Origin of the sequence: uncultured Tateyamaria sp. (genome assembly GCF_947488715.1) — a bacterium.
GTDB lineage: Bacteria > Pseudomonadota > Alphaproteobacteria > Rhodobacterales > Rhodobacteraceae > Tateyamaria.
Genome location: NZ_CANLAG010000011.1, coordinates 26,967 through 46,604, shown reverse-complemented (window position 1 = coordinate 46,604; position 19,638 = coordinate 26,967). Strand labels below are relative to the sequence as shown.

18 protein-coding genes are annotated in these 19,638 nt (G+C 58.2%); 12 read left to right on the top strand and 6 right to left on the bottom strand.

All coding sequences use genetic code 11. The features are described from left to right. Nucleotides 1-57: 57 nt before the first annotated feature. Nucleotides 58-801, top strand: coding sequence for a glucose 1-dehydrogenase (locus tag Q0936_RS18880; RefSeq protein WP_299297999.1), 744 nt, complete (start codon nucleotides 58-60; stop codon nucleotides 799-801). A 17-nt stretch (nucleotides 802-818) separates the two neighbouring features. Further along, nucleotides 819-1,130 carry a cupin domain-containing protein gene (locus Q0936_RS18875; protein WP_299298001.1) on the top strand — a complete coding sequence of 104 codons (312 nt, stop codon included), beginning with the start codon at nucleotides 819-821 and terminating at the stop codon, nucleotides 1,128-1,130. Nucleotides 1,131-1,249: 119 nt separating this feature from the next. Here Q0936_RS18875 and Q0936_RS18870 read toward each other — a convergent pair whose 3' ends face one another. Beyond that, nucleotides 1,250-3,139 (bottom strand): SLC13 family permease, encoded by a 1,890-nt coding sequence (locus Q0936_RS18870; RefSeq protein WP_299298003.1) that lies wholly within the window; start codon nucleotides 3,137-3,139, stop codon nucleotides 1,250-1,252. Nucleotides 3,140-3,361: 222 nt separating this feature from the next. On the opposite strand from Q0936_RS18870, the gene Q0936_RS18865 reads away from it, so the two are divergent. Next, nucleotides 3,362-5,095: an alpha/beta hydrolase gene (locus tag Q0936_RS18865; RefSeq protein ID WP_299298005.1), complete on the top strand. Its 1,734-nt coding sequence runs from the start codon at nucleotides 3,362-3,364 to the stop codon at nucleotides 5,093-5,095. Here Q0936_RS18865 and Q0936_RS18860 read toward each other — a convergent pair. Continuing rightward, nucleotides 5,092-5,823: an ABC transporter substrate-binding protein gene (locus tag Q0936_RS18860; RefSeq protein WP_299298007.1), complete on the bottom strand. Its 732-nt coding sequence runs from the start codon at nucleotides 5,821-5,823 to the stop codon at nucleotides 5,092-5,094. The genes Q0936_RS18865 and Q0936_RS18860 overlap by 4 nt on opposite strands. A gap of 223 nt (nucleotides 5,824-6,046) precedes the next feature. Between Q0936_RS18860 and Q0936_RS18855 the strand changes: the two genes are divergently transcribed. After that, nucleotides 6,047-8,683, top strand: a complete 2,637-nt coding sequence (locus Q0936_RS18855) for a response regulator (RefSeq protein ID WP_299378351.1) — start codon at nucleotides 6,047-6,049, stop codon at nucleotides 8,681-8,683. Here the strand turns inward: Q0936_RS18855 and Q0936_RS18850 are convergent. Continuing rightward, nucleotides 8,680-9,717, bottom strand: coding sequence for an adenylate/guanylate cyclase domain-containing protein (locus Q0936_RS18850; protein WP_299298011.1), 1,038 nt, complete (start codon nucleotides 9,715-9,717; stop codon nucleotides 8,680-8,682). The genes Q0936_RS18855 and Q0936_RS18850 overlap by 4 nt on opposite strands. A 245-nt stretch (nucleotides 9,718-9,962) precedes the next feature. Here Q0936_RS18850 and Q0936_RS18845 point away from each other — a divergent pair, with 245 nt between their 5' ends. Then, nucleotides 9,963-10,313 (top strand): Hpt domain-containing protein, encoded by a 351-nt coding sequence (locus Q0936_RS18845; RefSeq protein WP_299298013.1) that lies wholly within the window; start codon nucleotides 9,963-9,965, stop codon nucleotides 10,311-10,313. Nucleotides 10,314-10,352: 39 nt separating this feature from the next. Next, a complete protein-coding gene (locus Q0936_RS18840) occupies nucleotides 10,353-11,867 on the top strand; it encodes a response regulator (protein WP_299298015.1) in 1,515 nt (504 codons plus the stop codon). Nucleotides 11,868-11,891: 24 nt separating this feature from the next. Here Q0936_RS18840 and Q0936_RS18835 read toward each other — a convergent pair whose 3' ends face one another. Then, nucleotides 11,892-13,385, bottom strand: a complete 1,494-nt coding sequence (locus Q0936_RS18835) for a malonyl-CoA synthase (RefSeq protein ID WP_299298017.1) — start codon at nucleotides 13,383-13,385, stop codon at nucleotides 11,892-11,894. A 363-nt stretch (nucleotides 13,386-13,748) separates the two neighbouring features. Next, nucleotides 13,749-14,957, bottom strand: coding sequence for an FAD-binding domain-containing protein (locus tag Q0936_RS18830; RefSeq protein WP_299298019.1), 1,209 nt, complete (start codon nucleotides 14,955-14,957; stop codon nucleotides 13,749-13,751). 132 nt (nucleotides 14,958-15,089) lie between these two features. Here Q0936_RS18830 and Q0936_RS18825 point away from each other — a divergent pair, with 132 nt between their 5' ends. The 6 genes from Q0936_RS18825 (at nucleotide 15,090) to Q0936_RS18800 (ending at nucleotide 18,932) form a co-directional block, all read left to right on the top strand. Continuing rightward, nucleotides 15,090-15,731 carry an ATP-dependent Clp protease proteolytic subunit gene (locus tag Q0936_RS18825; protein WP_299145938.1) on the top strand — a complete coding sequence of 214 codons (642 nt, stop codon included), beginning with the start codon at nucleotides 15,090-15,092 and terminating at the stop codon, nucleotides 15,729-15,731. A 163-nt stretch (nucleotides 15,732-15,894) separates the two neighbouring features. Then, entirely contained in the window at nucleotides 15,895-17,160 is a 1,266-nt protein-coding gene (clpX, locus tag Q0936_RS18820; protein WP_299145936.1) for an ATP-dependent Clp protease ATP-binding subunit ClpX, read from the top strand. A 139-nt stretch (nucleotides 17,161-17,299) separates the two neighbouring features. Continuing rightward, nucleotides 17,300-17,662 (top strand): RidA family protein, encoded by a 363-nt coding sequence (locus Q0936_RS18815; protein ID WP_299298021.1) that lies wholly within the window; start codon nucleotides 17,300-17,302, stop codon nucleotides 17,660-17,662. An 80-nt stretch (nucleotides 17,663-17,742) separates the two neighbouring features. After that, nucleotides 17,743-18,126 carry an NADH:ubiquinone oxidoreductase subunit NDUFA12 gene (locus Q0936_RS18810; protein ID WP_299145930.1) on the top strand — a complete coding sequence of 128 codons (384 nt, stop codon included), beginning with the start codon at nucleotides 17,743-17,745 and terminating at the stop codon, nucleotides 18,124-18,126. Continuing rightward, complete coding sequence (gene mlaD / locus Q0936_RS18805) at nucleotides 18,127-18,579, top strand: outer membrane lipid asymmetry maintenance protein MlaD (protein WP_299298023.1); 453 nt, start codon at nucleotides 18,127-18,129, stop codon at nucleotides 18,577-18,579. Then, nucleotides 18,576-18,932 carry a DUF2155 domain-containing protein gene (locus Q0936_RS18800; protein ID WP_299378349.1) on the top strand — a complete coding sequence of 119 codons (357 nt, stop codon included), beginning with the start codon at nucleotides 18,576-18,578 and terminating at the stop codon, nucleotides 18,930-18,932. Before mlaD ends, Q0936_RS18800 begins: the two co-directional genes overlap by 4 nt. On the opposite strand, the gene aat is transcribed toward Q0936_RS18800, so the two are convergent. Continuing rightward, entirely contained in the window at nucleotides 18,896-19,537 is a 642-nt protein-coding gene (gene aat, locus Q0936_RS18795) for a leucyl/phenylalanyl-tRNA--protein transferase (RefSeq protein ID WP_299298027.1), read from the bottom strand. The two genes, Q0936_RS18800 and aat, sit on opposite strands and share 37 nt — an antisense overlap. Nucleotides 19,538-19,638 lie beyond the last annotated feature (101 nt).

Below are 19,638 nucleotides of genomic sequence, written 5' to 3'. Positions count from 1 at the left end.
TGCGCGGCACCATTTAGAAAACGGCAAGGCATGGGCTTTGCAACAGGAAGGACGAACATGAAACTTGCAGGAAAAACCGCCATCGTGACGGGTGCAGGCCGTGACATCGGCGCGGCCGTCGCGATCAAGCTCGCATCCGAAGGCGCGGCTGTCGCCATCAACTATTTCGCCAGTTCGGAAGGTGCAGACGCAACAGTTGCAACCATCGAAGCCGCTGGCGGACGGGCAATTGCGGTGCAAGGCGACTTGAACAAGGCGGAGGACGTTGATGCGCTGGTGGCTCAGACGGTCGATGCCTTTGGCGGTGTCGACATTCTTGTGAACAACGCGGGCGGCCTGATTGCACGCAAGACCATCGCAGAAATGCCGCTGGACCATTGGGAGGCCGTGATGAGCCTCAATGTGACCAGCACGTTTCTGATGATCAAGGCGTGCCTGACCAAGATGACCTCGGGCACGATCATCAACTTGGCCAGCCAGGCCGGGCGCGATGGGGGCGGACCCGGTGCCGTTGCCTATGCCACCGCCAAAGGGGCGGTGATGACCATGACCCGTGGCTTGGCCAAGGAATTGGGCCCCGACATCCGTGTGAATGCTCTGTGCCCCGGCATGATCGACACCGATTTTCACAACATTCACACACCGGATGCCGGTCGGCGCGGTTTCGAGGCGAACGCGCCGCTGAAACGTCAGGGCCATGTGGATGACGCTGCAAATCTTGTGCTGTTTCTCGCCAGTGACGACAGCGCATTCATCACGGGTACCAACATGGACCTGAACGGCGGCATGCTGTTTTCATAACCGAAAGGACCTGACCCTTGTCCCTTTTTCCAATTGTATCAACCGGTGAAAACGTCACGCGGCAGGTCCTCTCGGACCACCCGGAACTGATGACAGTCGCCTTTCGTTTTGCAGCATCCGGTGCCATCGGTGCATTGCATTCTCACACCCACGTGCAATCGACGTACATCGAAAGTGGCCGGTTCCGCTTCACGCTGGGTGACACCGAACAGGAGTTTGGACCCGGAGACAGCTTTGTGATCCCGTCAGGCCAGACACATGGATGCGTATGCCTTGTGCCAGGAACTTTGGTAGACAGCTTTACACCGCGTCGCGACGACTTTCTTTAGAGCGGAACAGGTGCGCGACCGCATGCCATGAGTGTGCGGTCGCGGTGCAGTGCGCCAAGCCAGCAAAGCTGTGCCGGAACGACCGGAAGGCTCGCATGGCACGCCAAAGCCGCGGATCCCTAAAAGAAGATCGACAGCCCCACCATCGAGACAACCAGAAACAGGACCGTCATAATGCCGCCGGAACGGACAAAGTCGACAACCCTGTAACCTGCCGGTCCCATGATCAGGGCGTTGACCTGATGTGTGGGGATCAGGAATGAATTCGACGTCGAGATTGCAACCGTCAGTGCAAAGACGGCGGGGTCGCCGCCCGCTGAAATGGCGATAGAGACCGCCAATGGCACCAGCAAAACAGTTGCGCCGACATTCGACATCACCAGCGTAAAGACCGTTGCAAGAACGGCGAGGCCAACCTGCAACGACCAGATCGGCCAACCGTCAAGCAGTGTCAGGATTTGGTCGGCGATCCACGCAGCAGTGCCTGTGTTTTGTACGGCCTGACCCAATGGGATCAGTGACGCCAACAGGAAAACCGTGCTCCAACTCACCGCATCATAGGCTTCGTCGATGGACAAGACGCGGGACAAGATCATGCCCAATGCGCCCGCCAAAAGGCACAACGACAGCAAGAGATCGGAAAAAAGGATCAACCCAAGCGTCAAAAGGAAAAAGCCAAGCGCCCAATTCACCTTGTTTGGACGCAACTCCTCCTGTGGGAAATCCGAGGTCACAACGACAAAATCCCGGTCCGCTTTCAAACGGGTCAGGCGTTCCCACTGGACGTGCACAACCAACGTGTCGCCGGCCTGTAGCGGTACCTGACCGATATGCGTGGCGACGTGATCCTCGGTTTCGACGTGGCTAAGCGTGTCTTCGCCACGGTGGATCGCCAAAATTGACAACCCGTGGGTCTGGCGCAAGCGCAGGTCAATCGGCGACTGCCCGATGACGGTGGATCCGGGCGGAATAACCACCTCACCGACGCCCGACTCTGTCGCGGCAAAGTCGTCCGCGAACACGTCCAGTCCGGGCAGAATTTCGAGGCCGTAGGGCTCGGCGAATTCATCATGGATGACACGCCGCAATCCCAAAACCGCCAGCCGCGCAGGTGCTTCGATCAACGTGTCAGCCATTGGCGCGATGACTTTGTGCCCTTTGTAGGACGTGCCGAGAATGTAGATGTGATGCGCAACCATGATGTCGGCCAGCGATTGACCGATGAGGATCGACCCCTCGGGCACGCGGACTTCGAACATGTCCGCGCGCAGGCCATATGTATTTTCCACATAGGCCTGCATGGACCGCGCGGCACCTGCGTCAGCCCCGCGCCCGCGCTGCCCAGGCAGGATCCATCGGCCCAACAAAACGAAATAGGCCACGCCCGTCAGCACCAGCATGATCCCCACAGGGGTGACAGAGAACAGGCCAAACGGCTCCATCTGCTGGTCGGCGGGCAGGGTCTGGTTGGCCGAAATCAGCAGGTCATTCAGCAAGATCAACGGCGACGACCCAACCATGGTGATCGTGCCGCCAAGGATCGCACAGAACCCCATGGGCATTGCCAAGCGGCTCATCGGTATTTCGGTTCGGGCGGAAATACGACTGATCACTGGCAGGAACAGGGCCGCCGCCCCCACGTTTTGCATGAACGAACTGATGACACCGACGGTGCCGGACACAATCGGGATAATCCGCGCCTCGGTTGTGCCGCCGCGTTTGAGGATCAAGGCCGCAACCTTGGACATCAGCCCGGTTTTGTCCAACCCAGCCCCGATGATCATTACCGCGATAATCGAGATCACAGCGTTCGATGAAAACCCGGAAAACAACTCGGCCCGGTTGGCGAGGTTTTCCAGACCGGGCAGGGCGCTCAGCCCTCCCAAGATCACCATGACCAAGATCGCAGCCAGATCTATTCGGATGATTTCGGAGACAAACAGAAACACCGTAAGCGCCAGCAATCCAAGGACCACCGTCATTTCGAACGTAAGAACAGTCGCTTCCATTTTTCCTCCCTTTGAAAATGATACGCGAAGCCGGGCTGCTTCGCATAGGTCCAATCCCGCGAAGTTGACGGACCAGGCCGTGGTGTTGCGAAAAATAGGTGGCTAATCCCGTTGCATGCCATCTGAGATCACTTGAGGACCCACCTGAGACATGCTGGCGCGTCGGGCAAAACGGCTGCGTCGGGTCTTTTCATATCCATTGTCCCGCGCCATTGTCCGGTCATGGCGACCGAAGGCTCTATCATCGACGAAATATATGATCTGGTGGCGACACCGGACGCCTATGACGCGTTCATGGTCAATCTCGAAGAGAAGTTGACCACGATGCGGCAAAACGGCGAGGCAGGATATGCCAGCGCGTTGTCACAACACATGCAGAGGGCATCTGCGCTTGTTGATATTGTGACGCCGTGGCGGCGCGAAACGGATGAAACACTGCATCAAGAGCTTGCCAAGCGCGTGCAGGTCACCGCCGCTCTGGATGAAAACGGCAACGTGCTGGATGCCAACATGGCCGCGATGACGGCCTATGATCTGGTGCCTGACAGCTCGATTGCGACGCTCCCGATCTCGACCTCCGATGCGGCTCGCCTCAAGGACCGCGTGATGGATATGTCCAAGCACGGTGGCCGACAGAATTCACCCAACGATGTCTTGCGGTTCCGCAATGAGCAAAGCGGGCGCCCCATACTGGTGCGTCTGGAACGCTATGTGCAGCCCAGCACACAACGCCCGCTGGTGATCCTGCGGACGGGCGATGTGGGATGGCCGGCGCATCTTGGCCCGATCTTGCAGGACTTGTTCGATCTCAGCCGGGCCGAAATCGATGTAATCCGGTTGATGGTCGAAGGGTTGAAGGTCAAGGAAATGGCGCGGCGCAGGAGGGCGGCTGTTTCAACCGTGCGCAGCCAGCTTCAGTCGATCTTTTCCAAGACTGAAACGGTCGATCAGATGGATTGCACACGTATGGTGTATGGCCTTGCACTGATGCACGAGGTGGACGAAGGCAATCTTGTGGCCGCACGTCTGGAGGCGCGGAACGAAACCGCGTTTTTCCCGCGCGAGGATCAGCGACACGTGCTGACGCTGCCGGATGGGCGGCTGCTGGACTATTCGGATTTTGGCGCCACAGACGGGCGCGACGTGGTGTTGTGGTATCACGATCAGGCGTTTGGCGATGTCTGGTTCAAAGAACCGGTTCAGATGGCCGCCCGTCGCAATATCCGCATTATTGGCCCTTTGCGCCCCGGTTTTGGGCGCACCACGGTCTACCCAGGCGAGGCAAGCGAGCCACGTGACTTTGTGCCGGATGTGCAGGCCCTGCTGGATCATCTGGGCATTGACCGGGTGGCAATTGTGTCGTCGTCATCCGGGCTGGTCCACGCATTGGCCGCGGCCGCCCAGTTGCCCGACCGGATCACAGGGATCACGGCGTGCCACCCGCTCTTGCCGGTGCTCAGTGATGAGGATCTTGAGGGGACAAACGGCTACAATTACCTGCTGCCGCATGCTCGATTGCACTTTCCCGCGTCGGTCAAGTTTCTTTGTAAGGCCGGTTTTGCTTTTGTCATGCGATCCGGCCCAGCCGCCTTTGGCAAGGCTGTGATGCGCGCGTCGCCCAAAGATGTTGAGTGGATCACGCGCCCCGATATCCTGCCCGTTATGGTGCATGGTCGCCGTGTTCACCGCGATCAGGGCCATGTTGGCAATTTTGGCGATCTCAACTACCGCGAGGATTGGCGGCCACTCTTGACCGACTGCCCCGTGGCGGTGCGCCTCGTGATCGGAGAGCATGACCGCAACGTGCAATGGGGTGCCGCGCGGCGCTGGTCAGAGGCGCTCGACCATGTGACGCTCGAAGTGCTTCCAAACAGCGGTTACATGGTGTTCCACCAGCAATACGCCCAGATCTTGGACTGGGCGCATGCTGATCTCAAAGGGCAGTCCGACGCTTAAAAGCCGTGCTTGCCCATGATTTTTTCCAAAGTGCCGTCGGAAGTCATTTCGGCCAGTGATCCGTTGAACGCATCCATCAAAGCGGCACTACCGTCGATCGCTTTGGGCACAACCATATACTGAACATCAATGTGGACGGGCGGCTCCATCCATCCAAAATTCTCCGCTTCGTTCTCCATCTTGGTGTTGATGATGTGCTGGGCCACGATGCGGTCCGTCAGTGCCATATCCACACGCCCGCGCAGCAGTTTGCGCAGGTTTTCCTCGTCATCGCGCGCCTCGGAAACGTCCAGACCGGCCTCTTCGAAACCGGGAGGGGCGGCATATCCGCGTACAACGCCAACGGTCTTTCCCTTCAGCTTGTCATAGCCCTCAAATGAACCACCCTCGCCGGAGCGGACCAGCAAAACCAATTCGTTGGATGGCAGCGGGTCAGAGAAGATAAAGAACTCTTCGCGTTCCTCGCGATACCACATGGTGAACAGCGCATCGTATTTGCCGTCACGTGACCCTTCAAAGGCGCGTTTCCATGGCAGGAAAGAGACGTCAGTGCCGTATCCTGCGCGGTCAAATGCCTCGACCACGATTTCGGTCATAAACCCGTTGTCCGGCAATTCCGATCCATAAAACGGAGGCCATTCTGTCGCCGCCAGGTTCAAAGTCTGCGCTGTTGCCGCTTGTGTTCCAAGGAACAGGCCCGCGACGGCGGCCAAAAAATATGCTCTCACGATAAAAATCCCTCAATTCAAACCCGTCGATAACAACGCGAAAAAACCCTGTCATCCTTCAATTGAAGGATGCAATATCGACGGCGAGTTTACTACTGGTTCGTTTAAAATCTTGCGGCGTATTCTGTCCGCACCGGTGCCGTATGGCGGCACTGCAAAGGCGAAAGTTAAGCAATTGACACTACAGGCTAAATTTTTATCGATTGTGGCGCCGCTGGTTCTCGTGGCGATTGCACTTGTATTCGGCGTCGTCGAATGGATTTCCGCAGGCCGGGCCGAACAGGCAATTTCACGAAAGCTTGAGCAGATTCTGACCACGCAAAGCGAGGTGCTGGCCGATCCCGTCTGGAACGTCGCGCGCGAGCAAATCCACCTTGTGGCAGACGCCATCATGCTCGATGAGGACGTGGCACAGCTGACCATCCGCGACGAAGACAACCAGTTGATACTGTCGCAGAGCCGAACAACCCAATTGGCCGAAGTTCTGCAGGCAAAAACCAACATCCAGTTTGGTACGGGCGAAGACGCTGAAATCATCGGCACATTTGAATTGGCACTGCGCAACGACCGTCTGTTGGCGGAACGCAATGAACGCATGGTCGTGGCGGCGGCGTTGGCGGGTGTACTGTTGCTGGCGGTGATCATTTCGGCGGCACTGGCCAATCGCCGTATCGTCGGGCGACCGCTTGAACGACTGTTGAAGTCCATCCAGACCGTCGAAGAGGGCGGTGCACGCGACCCCGTAGAATGGAACAGCCGCGATGAAATGGGCGAGGTCATATCGGCCTTCAATGACATGCTGGCGCGTGAAGAAGTCAACCTGAAGCGGTTGGAGGACTCGCGCGATGCCCTTGAACAGGCCGTCGAGGCGCGCACAGTCGAGCTGCGCCAGACCAGCCGGCAACTTACCACCGCCATCGAGAGCATCACCGATGGCTTCACGCTCTATGATGATGACGACCGTCTTATCGTGTCCAACTCAACTTATTTGCGGATGATGTATCCGGGGTTGGAGCAAGAGATAAAAGCAGGTGCGACCTTTGAAACCGTCATCCGGCAGGCGGTTGCGCAGGGCTTGATCAAAGACGCGGTTGGGCGAGAGGAAAGCTGGATCAAAGAGCGGATCGAAGCGCATCGCAACCCGTCCGGCGCACATGTCCAAAAGCGGTCGGATGGCAGTTGGGTCCGCATCAACGAACGCAAGACCGAAGATGGCGGCACGGTCGCCACATTCACCGACATCACCGAACTGCAACTCGCAAGGGAAGAAGCCGAAGCGGCGAACGAGGCAAAGAGCTCGTTCCTCGCCACGATGAGCCACGAGATCCGGACGCCGCTCAACGGGATCATGGGCATGAGCACGCTCTTGCAAGAGACCGAACTGAACGACGAACAGCGCGACTATAGTGACACCATATCAACCGCCGCTGACACGCTGTTGATGATCATCAACGATATCCTCGATTTCTCCAAGGTGGAGGCAGGCGCGCTGGAGCTGGAGAGCACGCCATTCGACGTAGCGGACGTCGTCGAAAGTGCGCTGGACCTCGTGGTGTCCAAAGCTGCGGGGCAGGGCATCGAGCTTGCCAGCCGTATTGGGCCCGGTGTGCCTGCGGGCGTCCTTGGTGACCCGATCCGGATGAAGCAAATCCTGATGAACCTGCTGAACAACGCTGTGAAATTCACCGACGAAGGCGAGGTGGTCTTGACCATCGAAGCTATAGAGAACGGCCCGGAACCGGCCATCGGCGAGACGACGCAAGTGCGTATCGCGGTGCGTGACACGGGCATCGGCATCCCGGCCGAACGCATGAACCGGCTGTTCAAGTCGTTCAGCCAGGTCGATGCCAGCACAAGCCGGAAATACGGTGGAACAGGCCTCGGCCTCGCAATCTCGAAACGGCTGGTTGAGTTGATGGGCGGCGAAATCCATGTCGAGAGCGAAGTTGGCAAGGGAACGGAGTTTTCCTTTGTCCTGAGCGTGGAGGCAGCCCCGGCGCCTGACCGCGAGCAACGCGAGGCGCGCATCCGGAATCTGAACGGAAAACAGGCGCTGATCGTCGATGACAATCGCTCCAATCGGATGATCCTGCTGGAAAAACTGCGGCAATGGAAACTGCAGGCCAACGCCCTTGCCACGCCACAAGAGGCGCTGGATGCGGACCTGTCTGGCTACGATGTGGTGATCCTGGACTACAAGATGCCCCATATGTCCGGCGCCGAACTGGCCGTAGAGCTCAAGGCCAAGATGGGTGCAGATACGCCACCAATGGTCCTGTTCAGTTCGGTGGGGCAGGTTGAATCAACCTTGCGCGCCGAAATCGACGCCATCGGGTTTGCCGGAACGCTGACCAAACCTGCCAAATCCGGTCATCTGCTGGATTTGCTGAGCAGGGTCGTCGCTGGCGAAGATGAAAGCGCCAAAGCTGATCAGACAGGTGCTGCGGGTGCGGACAGGTTGGACCTCGATATCCTGCTGGTCGATGACAACAGGATCAACCGCAAGGTCGCAACCAAGATCCTCCAGAACAAAGGTGTTGTCCCCGATGTGGTCGCCAGCGGTGCCGAAGCCGTCCTGCAAGCCAAGATCAAGAATTACGATGTCATTTTGATGGATATCGAGATGCCCGAGATGGATGGCATCACCGCGACCGGTCACATCCACGATGCTCTCGACCCCGGCGAACGCCCTTACATCGTCGCGTTGACCGCCAATGCGATGGCCTCGGAGCGGGACACATACCTGCAGTCGGGCATGGACGACTATCTGAGCAAGCCCATCGACATCGAAGCGTTGGTGGCAACACTGCACACGGCCAAAGCATTCCGTGCGCGCCAAAAAGAAGCGGTTCGCGCCTAATCCAGGCCCTCCAGTTGAAAGACGTCCAAGGGTGCCTTGCCCTTGACCTTCACATTGCCCAGAGCGGTGACGCGGCCATTGAGATGGGCGTGGATATCGCCAGTGATGCACACCGTGGAAGGGGTTCCGACACCGGTAACCCTCGCGGCTGTGTTCACCGTGTCCCCCCAGAGGTCATACAGGTGCTGTTGTTGACCAATCACACCTGCGATCACAGGGCCGACATGTATGCCGACGCGCACCTGCCAGCCCTGTGTCAAACCAGGCGCTGCCGCCACCATCTGCAAGGCGCAACGTGCCGCCGCTTGCACGGGATCTGCGATCGGCTGCAACAATCCGGCGGTCGCCATGAACGCGTCACCGATGGTCTTGATCTTTTCGAGGCCTTCGTCTGCCGTGATCTGCTCGAACCCGTTGATCAGCCCCTGAAGGCGCGACACCGCCAATTCTGGCGGGTTGAGGTCGCAGAATTGGGTAAACCCAACCACATCCGCAAACAGAACAACCACGTTTTCGTGCCGTTTGGGGCGGACCTGATTGGTCTTTTTCAACTCTGAAATGGCCGCCGCCGGTAGTGTCGCCCCAAGCAACGCGTCCACGCGCGCCTTTTCGGCCTCAATCTCTGCCAAGGCGTCCGCGCGCAAGTCCATCAGACGCTTTTGTTCAAGGCACGAACCGACCCGCGCTGCAAACAGCACCTTCTCAAAGTCTTTGGGCAAAAAATCTTGCGCGCCCAACTCGATGGCACGCACAACACTGTCCATGTCTTCGATGGCCGAAATGACAATTACAGGGATATCCACCAAAGCCACATCATCACGCATCGCGGCCAACACGCCAAATCCGTCCAGAACCGGCATCTCGATGTCCAGCAGAACCAGATCAATCCGTTCCGTCGCCAAAACAGCCAGCGCATCCGCGCCGTTCTCAACCGCAATGGTCGCGTGCCCCAGCACTTGGGCCGCCTTTTCCATTTTGCGGCGGTTGATCTTGCTGTCGTCAACAACCAGGACGCTGTGGCTCGAAGTCTGCAAAATTAAGCCGTGCTTTCTCAATATCTAATGGAATGAGTTGAAAATCTGACAAATCATCATGTGTGTCAAACTTCTATCCTTCAATTGAATGATGACACGCATTCCGCTGTATCGCAGGGTCTGCACCGGTCGTCGCCAACAGGGCGGGCGATGACCAAGACACTTGAAACGTGCTCTGGAATAGGGTCAGCATGGTCCAAACTGCTCCTTTGGGGTCGACACATAATCTGGAGTACATCCCCCCGATGGCCATTGATCAAAACGCGCTCAAGAAACTGTTGGATCTGGTGGGGGGCGATCCCGAAGATCTGGCAGAATTTATCGAGGACTTTCTCGAAATTGCACCCACACTCGTTGCCGATATGCAGGCAGGTGTCACAGCGCATGATTGGGACAAGGTGCGGATTGCAGCACATACATTAAAATCCAACGCCAAAGACTTGGGCGCGCTCGATTTGTCGGACCTCAGCAAAACGCTCGAGGCGCAGTGCAAAGCAGGCGACACAGACACAAGCGGCGCTTTGGTCGACCAGATTGCACAGCAGTCGACGGCCGACACGGCCGCATTGGCCGAGATTGACCCCGCCACTATTTGAACCGATTTTTTCCAGCCTTTTGTGACAACCAACCCATAAATGTCCACGCCAATTGAAAACTCTGCAAACGTCCTGATCGTCGACGACAGTCTGATCAGCCGCAAAAAACTGCGCTCTGCGGTGCGCCGCTTGGGCTATGATGCGGATCTGGCGGAAGGGGGGGCAGAGGGACTAGAAGCGCTGGCCGCCAAGGACTATGACGTTGTGCTGTTGGACATCGTCATGCCCGGTGTCGACGGGTTCGACGTGTTGCGCGCCATGAAGGATGATCCGCAATTGCGCGACATCCCCGTGGTTGTCGTCTCGTCCCTAGAAGAAGAGCGTGACAGCGTGGTGCAAGCTATCGAGATGGGGGCCGAGGATTTTCTGCCCAAGGATTTCGACCCGGTCTTGCTGCGCGCTCGGTTGACGGCATCCTTGACCAAGAAAGAGTTCCGCGATCAGGAAAAGGAATATCTGGTCCGCGTCGAACGTCTGACGGCGGCAGCGGAGATCGTCGAAACCGGCCAGTTCAAACCGGAAAGCCTGCAGATTGACGACCTGCGGGAACACAAGGACGCGCTGGGCCAGTTGGCGGCTGTATTCACGGGCATGGCCGGCGAAATTTATCAACGCGAGCTGCGTCTGCGCAAAATGATCCACGCCTTGCAGGGCATCATTCTGGTGATCACGGTGGGTATCCTATGGGGGTCAACACCAGCCATTTCACGTTTGGCGGCCAATGCAGGTGCGACACCGTTGGCCTTGGCCACTTGGGTGAACCTGTTTCTTGCGGCCAGCTATATTTCCATCGCCGCCGCGCGTGGGCAATTCAAGACGTTCAAGCTGAAATACATCGGATTTCTGGCCATCTGGACGGTCATTGCCGCCATTCTACAGCGCGTTGTGTTGCTGTTCCTCGCAGGCCAGATTGAGGCTACTCTGCTGGCACTTGTCGCTACTTTTCAAGGGTTTATCGTCTTTGTCTTCGCCTCCGTCACGCGGTTGGAAAAGGCGACGCCGCAACGGTTGATTGGCCTGACATTTGGCCTTGTCGGTGTGTTTGTTGTGCTGTTCGACAAGTTGGATTTGTCGGGCGCGGGGTCCGGGTGGTGGTGGCTTGTTCTGTCTCTCAGCCTGCCCACACTCTATGCAATCGAATGGGTTTTTGTCGCAGCCAAGAAACCTGCCGATCTCGATTTTCTCCCCGCGATCGGGGTGATGATGCTGATGTCATCGTTCATTCTGGCACCTTCTGCGATCCTGGTCGAAGGCAGCCTTTTCTTCTCTGACACCTTTGGGCGCGCTGAGTGGATATCGTTGATCCTGTGCGTGGTCATCGCCTTTACGATGATCACCAGCTTCAAACTGGTCGACCTTGCTGGGCCTGTGTTCGCCAGCCAAAGCGCCTATGCGATGACCATGGCGGGCATCGGTTGGGGGATGTTGCTGCTGGGTGAAACCCTGTCGTCCACCGCCTGGATCGCCGTGGCACTGATCGTGGTCGGCTTGCTGCTTGTCTCACCAAAGCCGGACAACACCGAGATTGTGATCAAACGCTCGTTCACCAAGTAGGGTGCGCCGAGGCCGCTCTTGGGCTCAAACGTCAAACTGCTGTCGCAGGATGTTTTTCTGAACCTTGCCCATCGTGTTGCGCGGCAGGTCCTGCATCACCTCATAGCGCCGGGGATGTTTGAAACGCGCCAGCTTGTCCGCGACCACGGATCGCAGCGCGTCCTCATCAACCGATGCGCCCATTTCCGGCACCACAACCGCAATGATCGCTTCGCCAAAATCAGCGTCCGGCACTCCGACAACTGCGCTTTCGTCCACACCCGGAATATCGTTCAGCACGTCCTCGATTTCCTTGGGATAGACGTTGTAGCCACCCGTGATGATCAGATCCTTTTGGCGGCCGACAATGGACAAAAACCCCTGATCATCGACCTGGCCCAAGTCGCCGGTGATGAAAAACCCGTTGTCGCGCAGCTCTTCCGCGGTCTTTTCCGGCATTTGCCAATAGCCTTGGAACACATTGGGGCCGCGGATTTCGATCATGCCCACGTCGCCTTGTGGCACCTCTGCGCCGTTCGCGTCCGTCAGGCGTACCTCAACGCCGGGCAGGGGGTGCCCCACGGTCCCTGGCAAACGTGCGCCCTCATAGGGGTTCGAGGTGTTCATATTGGTTTCGGTCATGCCGTAGCGTTCGAGAATGTGGTGTCCTGTCCGTTCTGTGAACGCGGCATGCGTCTCTGCCAACAATGGTGCACTGCCGGACACAAAGAGACGCATACCCGCCACCAGATCAGCAGTCAGTCGGTCATCGGACAGCAAGCGGGTGTAGAACGTCGGCACGCCCATCATCATCGTGCCAATGGGCAAAGCGTCTATCACGGCATCGATATTGAAGCCGGGCATGAAATGCACAGTCGCACCTACCTGCAAACTGGTGTTCAGCGCCACAAACAGCCCATGGGTGTGAAAGATCGGCAGCGCGTGGATCAAGCGGTCCTGCTTGGTGATCTGCCAGAGGTCGGTCAGTGCCAGTGTGTTCGACAACAGATTGTCGTGGCTCAGCATTGCCCCCTTGGACCGCCCCGTTGTTCCAGAGGTATAAAGCAGCGCGGCGAGATCGTCCGGCCCACGCGGCACGGTGTCAAACTGCACGGGCATATCATCCAGACCATCCGTCAGCGTCCCTGATCCGTCCGCGTTCAGTGTCAGCACCTGTGCCTCTGCCGCAATCTCGCGCATCTGCGCCAGGTCCGCGCCATCGCACACGATCAGGGCAGGTGTTGCATCGTTGACAAAGTAAGAGACCTCGTCGCGGGTGTAGGCAGTGTTCAACGGCAAAAAGACCCCGCCTGCCTGAATAGTGGCGGCGTACAGAATGACCATCTCGATGGACTTGGCGGCTTGCACCACAACCCGGTCACCAACCCCGAGCCCACTCTGACGCAGGCGGTGCGCCATTTGCGCGGTGCGTTCTACAAAAGCGGCGTATGTCACATCCGACTGGCCGTCCTGAACCAAAAACGGCGCCGGGTTGCCCGCATGTGGCGCAATGAGGTGATCAAAAAGATGGTTTGTCACGGTGCGGACATCCTTTGGTTGGTGCCCCTCGACGTGGACAGGTGCAGGCGTCGTAGACGCCCTTCAGACTTGTACAAACCGTTGCTCATTTTGATCAAGTGTATCCGTGCAGGTGGATGCGCGACCGAGGCTTTCTTTTCACAGCTTGACTTGCGCGCAAATGGACTGCCATTTTCTAAGGCGCCATGCCTGTGGATATCTACAAGTATTTCATTAAATCATTTGATTACGGCGCACATCTCACTGAGAACTGCGTGGTCACTCAAATGCAATTTCCAATTTACCGGATCATCCGGCGTTGACTTTGAGTCGTTTGTTAGATGTGTGATTTAAGTGTTTGTAGAAAAACCAAAATAGCCCAATTCACCCAATCTGCTCCAGCAGTTTGGGAATCTGCGCCTTAAACCGAAAAAAGCCATGCGTTGCGTGGGGCCACGCCTTGGTATCGAATGGTCTACGCACCTGAACCAATGGCGGCGCGTCGCCGGTAGACAGAGCGGCCAGAACATCTGCCGTGGGACCAACAGGCGCGTACATCGTCACGATCTGCTCCAGTTGGTATTCGCTGGCCCACGCCATCAAATCCTCAGGTGTCGCAGGCTGGTCTGCGATGTCGCCCAGACGTGGGGCAAACCGTTGCACCGTGTCTTCAATCGCAAGTTTGTTAAACGCAGGGACATGGGGCGCAACCGCAAGCGGCGATAACCTGTCTCTTGTCCCGATACAGGCCGTCGCAACAGGCTCTATGCCCTGATCCAACAGATGACCAATGCCCAGGTCCTCCTCGTGAACAATCAGACCGGTGCGCAACTTCTTGTCAAAAGCCCGCATTGCGGGAATTGCCATACGTTCAACCGTCGGCGGTGGCGACAAGGGTTGTGCCTCGGGCGCGAGGCCGGTGATGTTGGCAAAACGCCCTTCGGTATAGCGTTCGATGTTGGACGGGCGCGCCAGATAGGTCTTGCCCACGGTCTGAATGCCCGCGACCCAACGCCAGCCAAGCGTGTTTGATGCTGGATCACCGTCCAGCAAGTGCCTCAGGAAAAAATCCGCCCCCAAGGCCCAGGGCAATTTCAGCGTAAACACCCAAATGGAAGCAAACCACATCCGCGCGTGGTTGTGGAGATATCCCGTTTGAACAAGCTCTTGTGCCCATGTGTTAAAGCATTCGATCTCCGTCTCACCGCGACACGCAGCCTCCCAGTTTTGGCGCAAGCCGGACTGCGTCTGGACAGCGTTCAAGGCAGAGGTAACCTCGGATTGGTACTGACGCCACACGCCGGGCCGCATCTCCAGCCACCCTTTCCAATAGGTGCGCCAGTACACTTCCTGGATGAATTTTTCCGCCGTGTTCGCGCTGTGGCGGTTCAGAACGGCGCGCAGCACCTCGGCTTCCGTAACAAGGCGCGCGCGCAGATAGGGCGACAGGGTCGACACTCCCCGGTGGCCATCCCGGCCAAGATCGAAGTTGCGACGCGCGGCGTATTTCGACCCGGCCCGCGGGACAAAGGCTTGCAGCCGCTCAAGACCGGCCGTGCGGGTTGGTGAAAATCGTTCAAGTGCTTCTGTCATGTCGCCCCAGCTAGCGGGCGGAATAGACGCTTCAAGCGATCAGGTGCTCTTGCAGGTCCCAAACGGCGATACTAAGACTCAAGTAACTTCTTTGCGGGTATGGTCTCGCAAAGTGTGACGAGGCAGGACACCATGCGCGATCCCATCGATCAATATACCGATTTCACCAACAACCTTGTGCCGATGGTCGTTGAACAGACCAGTCGCGGCGAACGGGCCTATGATATCTTTTCGCGCCTGCTGAAAGAGCGGATTATCTTTATCAACGGCCCGATCCACAGCGGGATGAGCCACCTTGTCGTGGCACAGCTGCTGCACCTCGAGGCGGAAAACCCGTCCAAGGAAATCAGCATGTACGTCAACTCGCCCGGTGGCGAAGTGACAGCGGGCTTCTCGATCTACGACACGATGCAGTACATCAAACCCAAGGTGTCCACGCTGATCTGCGGGATGGCCGCGTCCATGGGCTCTGTCATCGCGATTGGTGGCGAGCCGGGGATGCGTTTTGCGCTGCCCAACTCCGAAGTGATGGTGCACCAGCCGTCCGGTGGGGCACAGGGGATGGCCGCTGATATGCTGATCTCGGCGCGTCACATCGAACGCACCCGCGAGCGGATCTACCAGCTGTATGTCAAACACGCCGGTCAGGACTATGAAACCGTGCAAAGTGCGCTGGATCGTGACACGTGGATGACCCCCGAAGAAGCCAAGGAATGGGGTCATCTCGACGAGATCGTCGAGAACCGCGCCAAAGGCGATGACGAGAGCAGTTGATCAAAATTGCGCCGGTTTTCACGCTTGCGCGATTTGACCTAAGGGTCGGCTAAAAAGACGATTGTGGACCCCGCGGCCCTGTCCTAAGCTGGACGGGAACGCGGGGTAGGCCGGGGCATCCGGCACCTGAGAAACGGCGGCATTAAGCCGGGAAGGACGCGACATGGCCACGAATTCAGGCGGGGACAGCAAAAACACGCTGTATTGCAGCTTTTGCGGCAAGAGCCAGCATGAGGTGCGCAAGCTGATTGCCGGTCCAACAGTGTTCATCTGTGATGAATGCGTCGAACTGTGCATGGACATCATCCGCGAAGAGACAAAGGCGTCGGGCCTGAAGTCGACCGACGGTGTGCCGACGCCAAAAGACATCTGTGGCGTGCTGGACGACTACGTGATTGGTCAGGCGATGGCTAAGCGTGTCCTGTCTGTCGCTGTCCACAACCACTACAAACGCCTCAACCACGCCCAGAAAGGCGGGGATATAGAACTGGCGAAATCCAACATCCTGCTGATCGGCCCCACCGGCTGCGGCAAGACGCTGCTGGCCCAGACGCTGGCACGTATTCTCGATGTGCCTTTCACCATGGCCGATGCGACCACGCTGACCGAAGCAGGCTATGTGGGCGAAGATGTCGAGAACATCATCCTCAAACTGCTGCAGTCGTCCGAGTACAACGTTGAACGTGCCCAACGCGGCATCGTTTACATCGACGAGGTCGACAAGATCACCCGCAAGTCCGAGAACCCGTCGATCACCCGCGATGTGTCGGGCGAAGGTGTGCAGCAAGCTTTGCTGAAACTGATGGAAGGCACGGTTGCCTCTGTCCCGCCGCAAGGTGGGCGCAAGCATCCGCAGCAGGAATTCCTGCAAGTGGACACCACGAACATCCTATTTATCTGCGGTGGTGCTTTTGCCGGCCTAGACAAGATCATCGCACAGCGCGGCAAAGGGTCGGCCATGGGCTTCGGCGCCGATGTGCGTGACAACGACGAACGCGGCGTGGGTGAGGTCTTTACCGATCTCGAGCCCGAAGACTTGTTGAAATTCGGTCTGATCCCCGAATTTGTCGGACGTCTGCCGGTTCTGGCCACGCTTGAGGATCTGGACGAAGACGCGCTTGTCACCATCCTGACCCAACCCAAGAACGCCCTGGTCAAGCAATACCAGCGTCTGTTCGAGTTGGAAGATACGACGCTGACCTTCACCGAGGACGCACTCAGCGCAATTGCCAAACGCGCCATCGAACGCAAAACCGGTGCGCGTGGCCTGCGGTCCATTCTTGAGGACATCCTGCTCGACACCATGTTCGAACTGCCGGGCCTCGAGTCGGTAACCGAAGTCGTGGTGAACGAAGAGGCGGTGAATTCGGATGCCGCTCCTTTGATGATCCACGCCGACGCGGAGAAAGAGCCTGCTTCGGCCGGTTGACCCTCCGCTCAGTCAGACCTTCGAAAAAGGGGCGGGTTTTCCCGCCCTTTTGCATGTCTGGGCGCATTTCTTGTCCGCGACGCGTTGACGTTTCCTGCACTTCTGCACCCTATAGCAACGCATCAAGAGGAGACATGTCATGGCGATCAAACGCATTCATTCCGGTGGCCCATTCGAACCAAAGATCGGCTATTGCAGGGCCGTGGTGGCAGGTGGCTGGGTTCATGTCGCCGGGACCGTGGGGCAGGGCGACACAGTCACGGATCAGTGCCGCGACGCTCTGGCCACAATCCATGCCGCTTTGGTCAATGCTGGTGCGGATTGGCAGGACGTGGTGCGCGTGACCTATATGCTGCCGGATCGCCGCGAGTTTGAACCCTGCTGGCCGATCCTCTCGGAGACATTTGGGGCTAATCCACCTGCGGCCACGATGATCGAATGTGGGCTGATTGACCCCAAGTTCCGTATCGAGATCGAAGTGACTGCGCTGTTGCCAGCCTAGTGCGCAGATGTGCGCGCGTGTCCACTGGACGGCGCGGCCGTGATACGGCATAGACAGGAACAAAGCGTCGGAGGCGAAACATGGGCATTCTCAACACCCTGCTGCGTGCAGTCACCTGGTGGAACGGGCAGACGCTCAACACCCAGTTGTTCACTTGGCGCAAAGGCCAGCGTGTCGGCGAAGATGCGCAGGGCAACGTATTCTACAAGACATCAGACGACAGCAAGCGTTGGGTGATCTTCAACGGTGAGGCGGAGGCCAGCCGTGTTGACCCTGAGTGGCACGGGTGGTTGCACCGGACCTGGGACGAGCCGCCGACGGACAAGCCGCTGGCGCGCAAGGATTGGGAAAAACCGCACCAGCCGAACCTGACCGGAACGGCAATGGCCTACGCGCCAGCGGGTTCGATCCGGCGCGCTGATCCCGCGGATCGCTCCGACTACGAAGCGTGGACGCCGGAATAAATGGCTGAGAACACCACCGAAGTTCTCGTTGGAGGCGTCGTGCTTGCGGCGGCCTTTGCCTTTGGTGTCTACGGCGCGCAGGTGGCGGGCGTCGGCTCTGGCGGGTCGGCGGCATACCCTCTGACCGCCAGTTTCCGCAGCCTCGAAGGCGTGAATGTTGGCACGGATGTCCGTCTGGCCGGGGTCAAAATCGGAACCGTCACAGACGTCGCACTGAACAGCGAAACGTACCGCGCGGACACCGTGGTCTCGGTGCGCTCAGACACGCAAATCCCCGACGACAGCTCTATCATCATCAGCTCCGAAGGGCTGCTGGGTGGCAACTTTGTCGAAATTGTCCCCGGTGGGTCCCCGTTCTATTTCGGCGCTGGCGATGAAATCACCGACACACAGGGCGCAGTCAGCTTGATTTCGCTGTTGCTCAAGTTCGTATCGGGCGGCGACAGCCAATGAAACGGCTGGTCACGGCGCTTGTTCTATGTGCAAGCGGCGCCATGGCGCAGCAACAAACCCAGACCGCCGAAGGGGCGGTGTTGCGGGGCTTGGACAAGTTCAGCGGCCAAGTGGTCGACATCGAATTGCCCGCCGGTCGCACCGTTCAATTCGAGCGCCTGAACATCACCTTGACCGAATGTCGCTACCCATCGGGCAACCCGTCCGGCAATGCCTATGCGGGGCTGCAAATCACCGAAGTGGGCCGCGACGGCGTCGTGTTTTCCGGCTGGATGATCGCGTCAGCCCCCGCGCTGAATGCGATGGAACACGCGCGCTATGACGTTTGGGTCATGCGCTGCACCACGTCATAAAGCGTCGCAACGTCGGTTTCCTCAAACGTGTTTTCGCCGTTCAGCGCGTCTTCCAACCGGGTGCGATAGGCGGTGCGGGTGATTTCGACAGCACCCAGGCTGGCCAGATGCGGCGTCAGAAACTGTGTGTCAAAGAGGGTAAACCCGGCCCGGTTCAAGTGATCCACTGTTGCTGCCAGTGCCATCTTGGATGCGTTTGTGCGCCGCGAAAACATGCTTTCCCCAAAAAACGCGCGTCCCAACGTGACACCGTAAACGCCGCCGATCAGGGTTTCATCCTCCCACAATTCGACGGAATGCGCGTTACCTTGGTGGTGTAAGGCAATGTAAAGCCTGCGTATTTCCGGGTTGATCCATGTGTCTGCCCGGTCGGCACATCCGTCCAGAACCGCCTCAAAGTCATGGTCCATGCGCAGTTGCCAAGTGCTGCGCCGCATCGCGCGGGCCAGCGACCGAGAGACATGGAAACCGTCCAGCGGCATAACCCCGCGCAACCGGGGGTCGACCCAGAATATCTCGGGATCATCCCGCGATTCCGCCATCGGAAAGATGCCGGACGCGTATCCCTGCAACAGCAGGCTGGTTGTGATCGCTAGGTCTTCCATGTCGTGGATTGCACCTGTGGCCCGTGCCGACGACGCTACCGCGTTCGTTTCAAATGGAAAAGGCCGCCCCGAGGGACGGCCCTGTATTCGATGTATTTGCC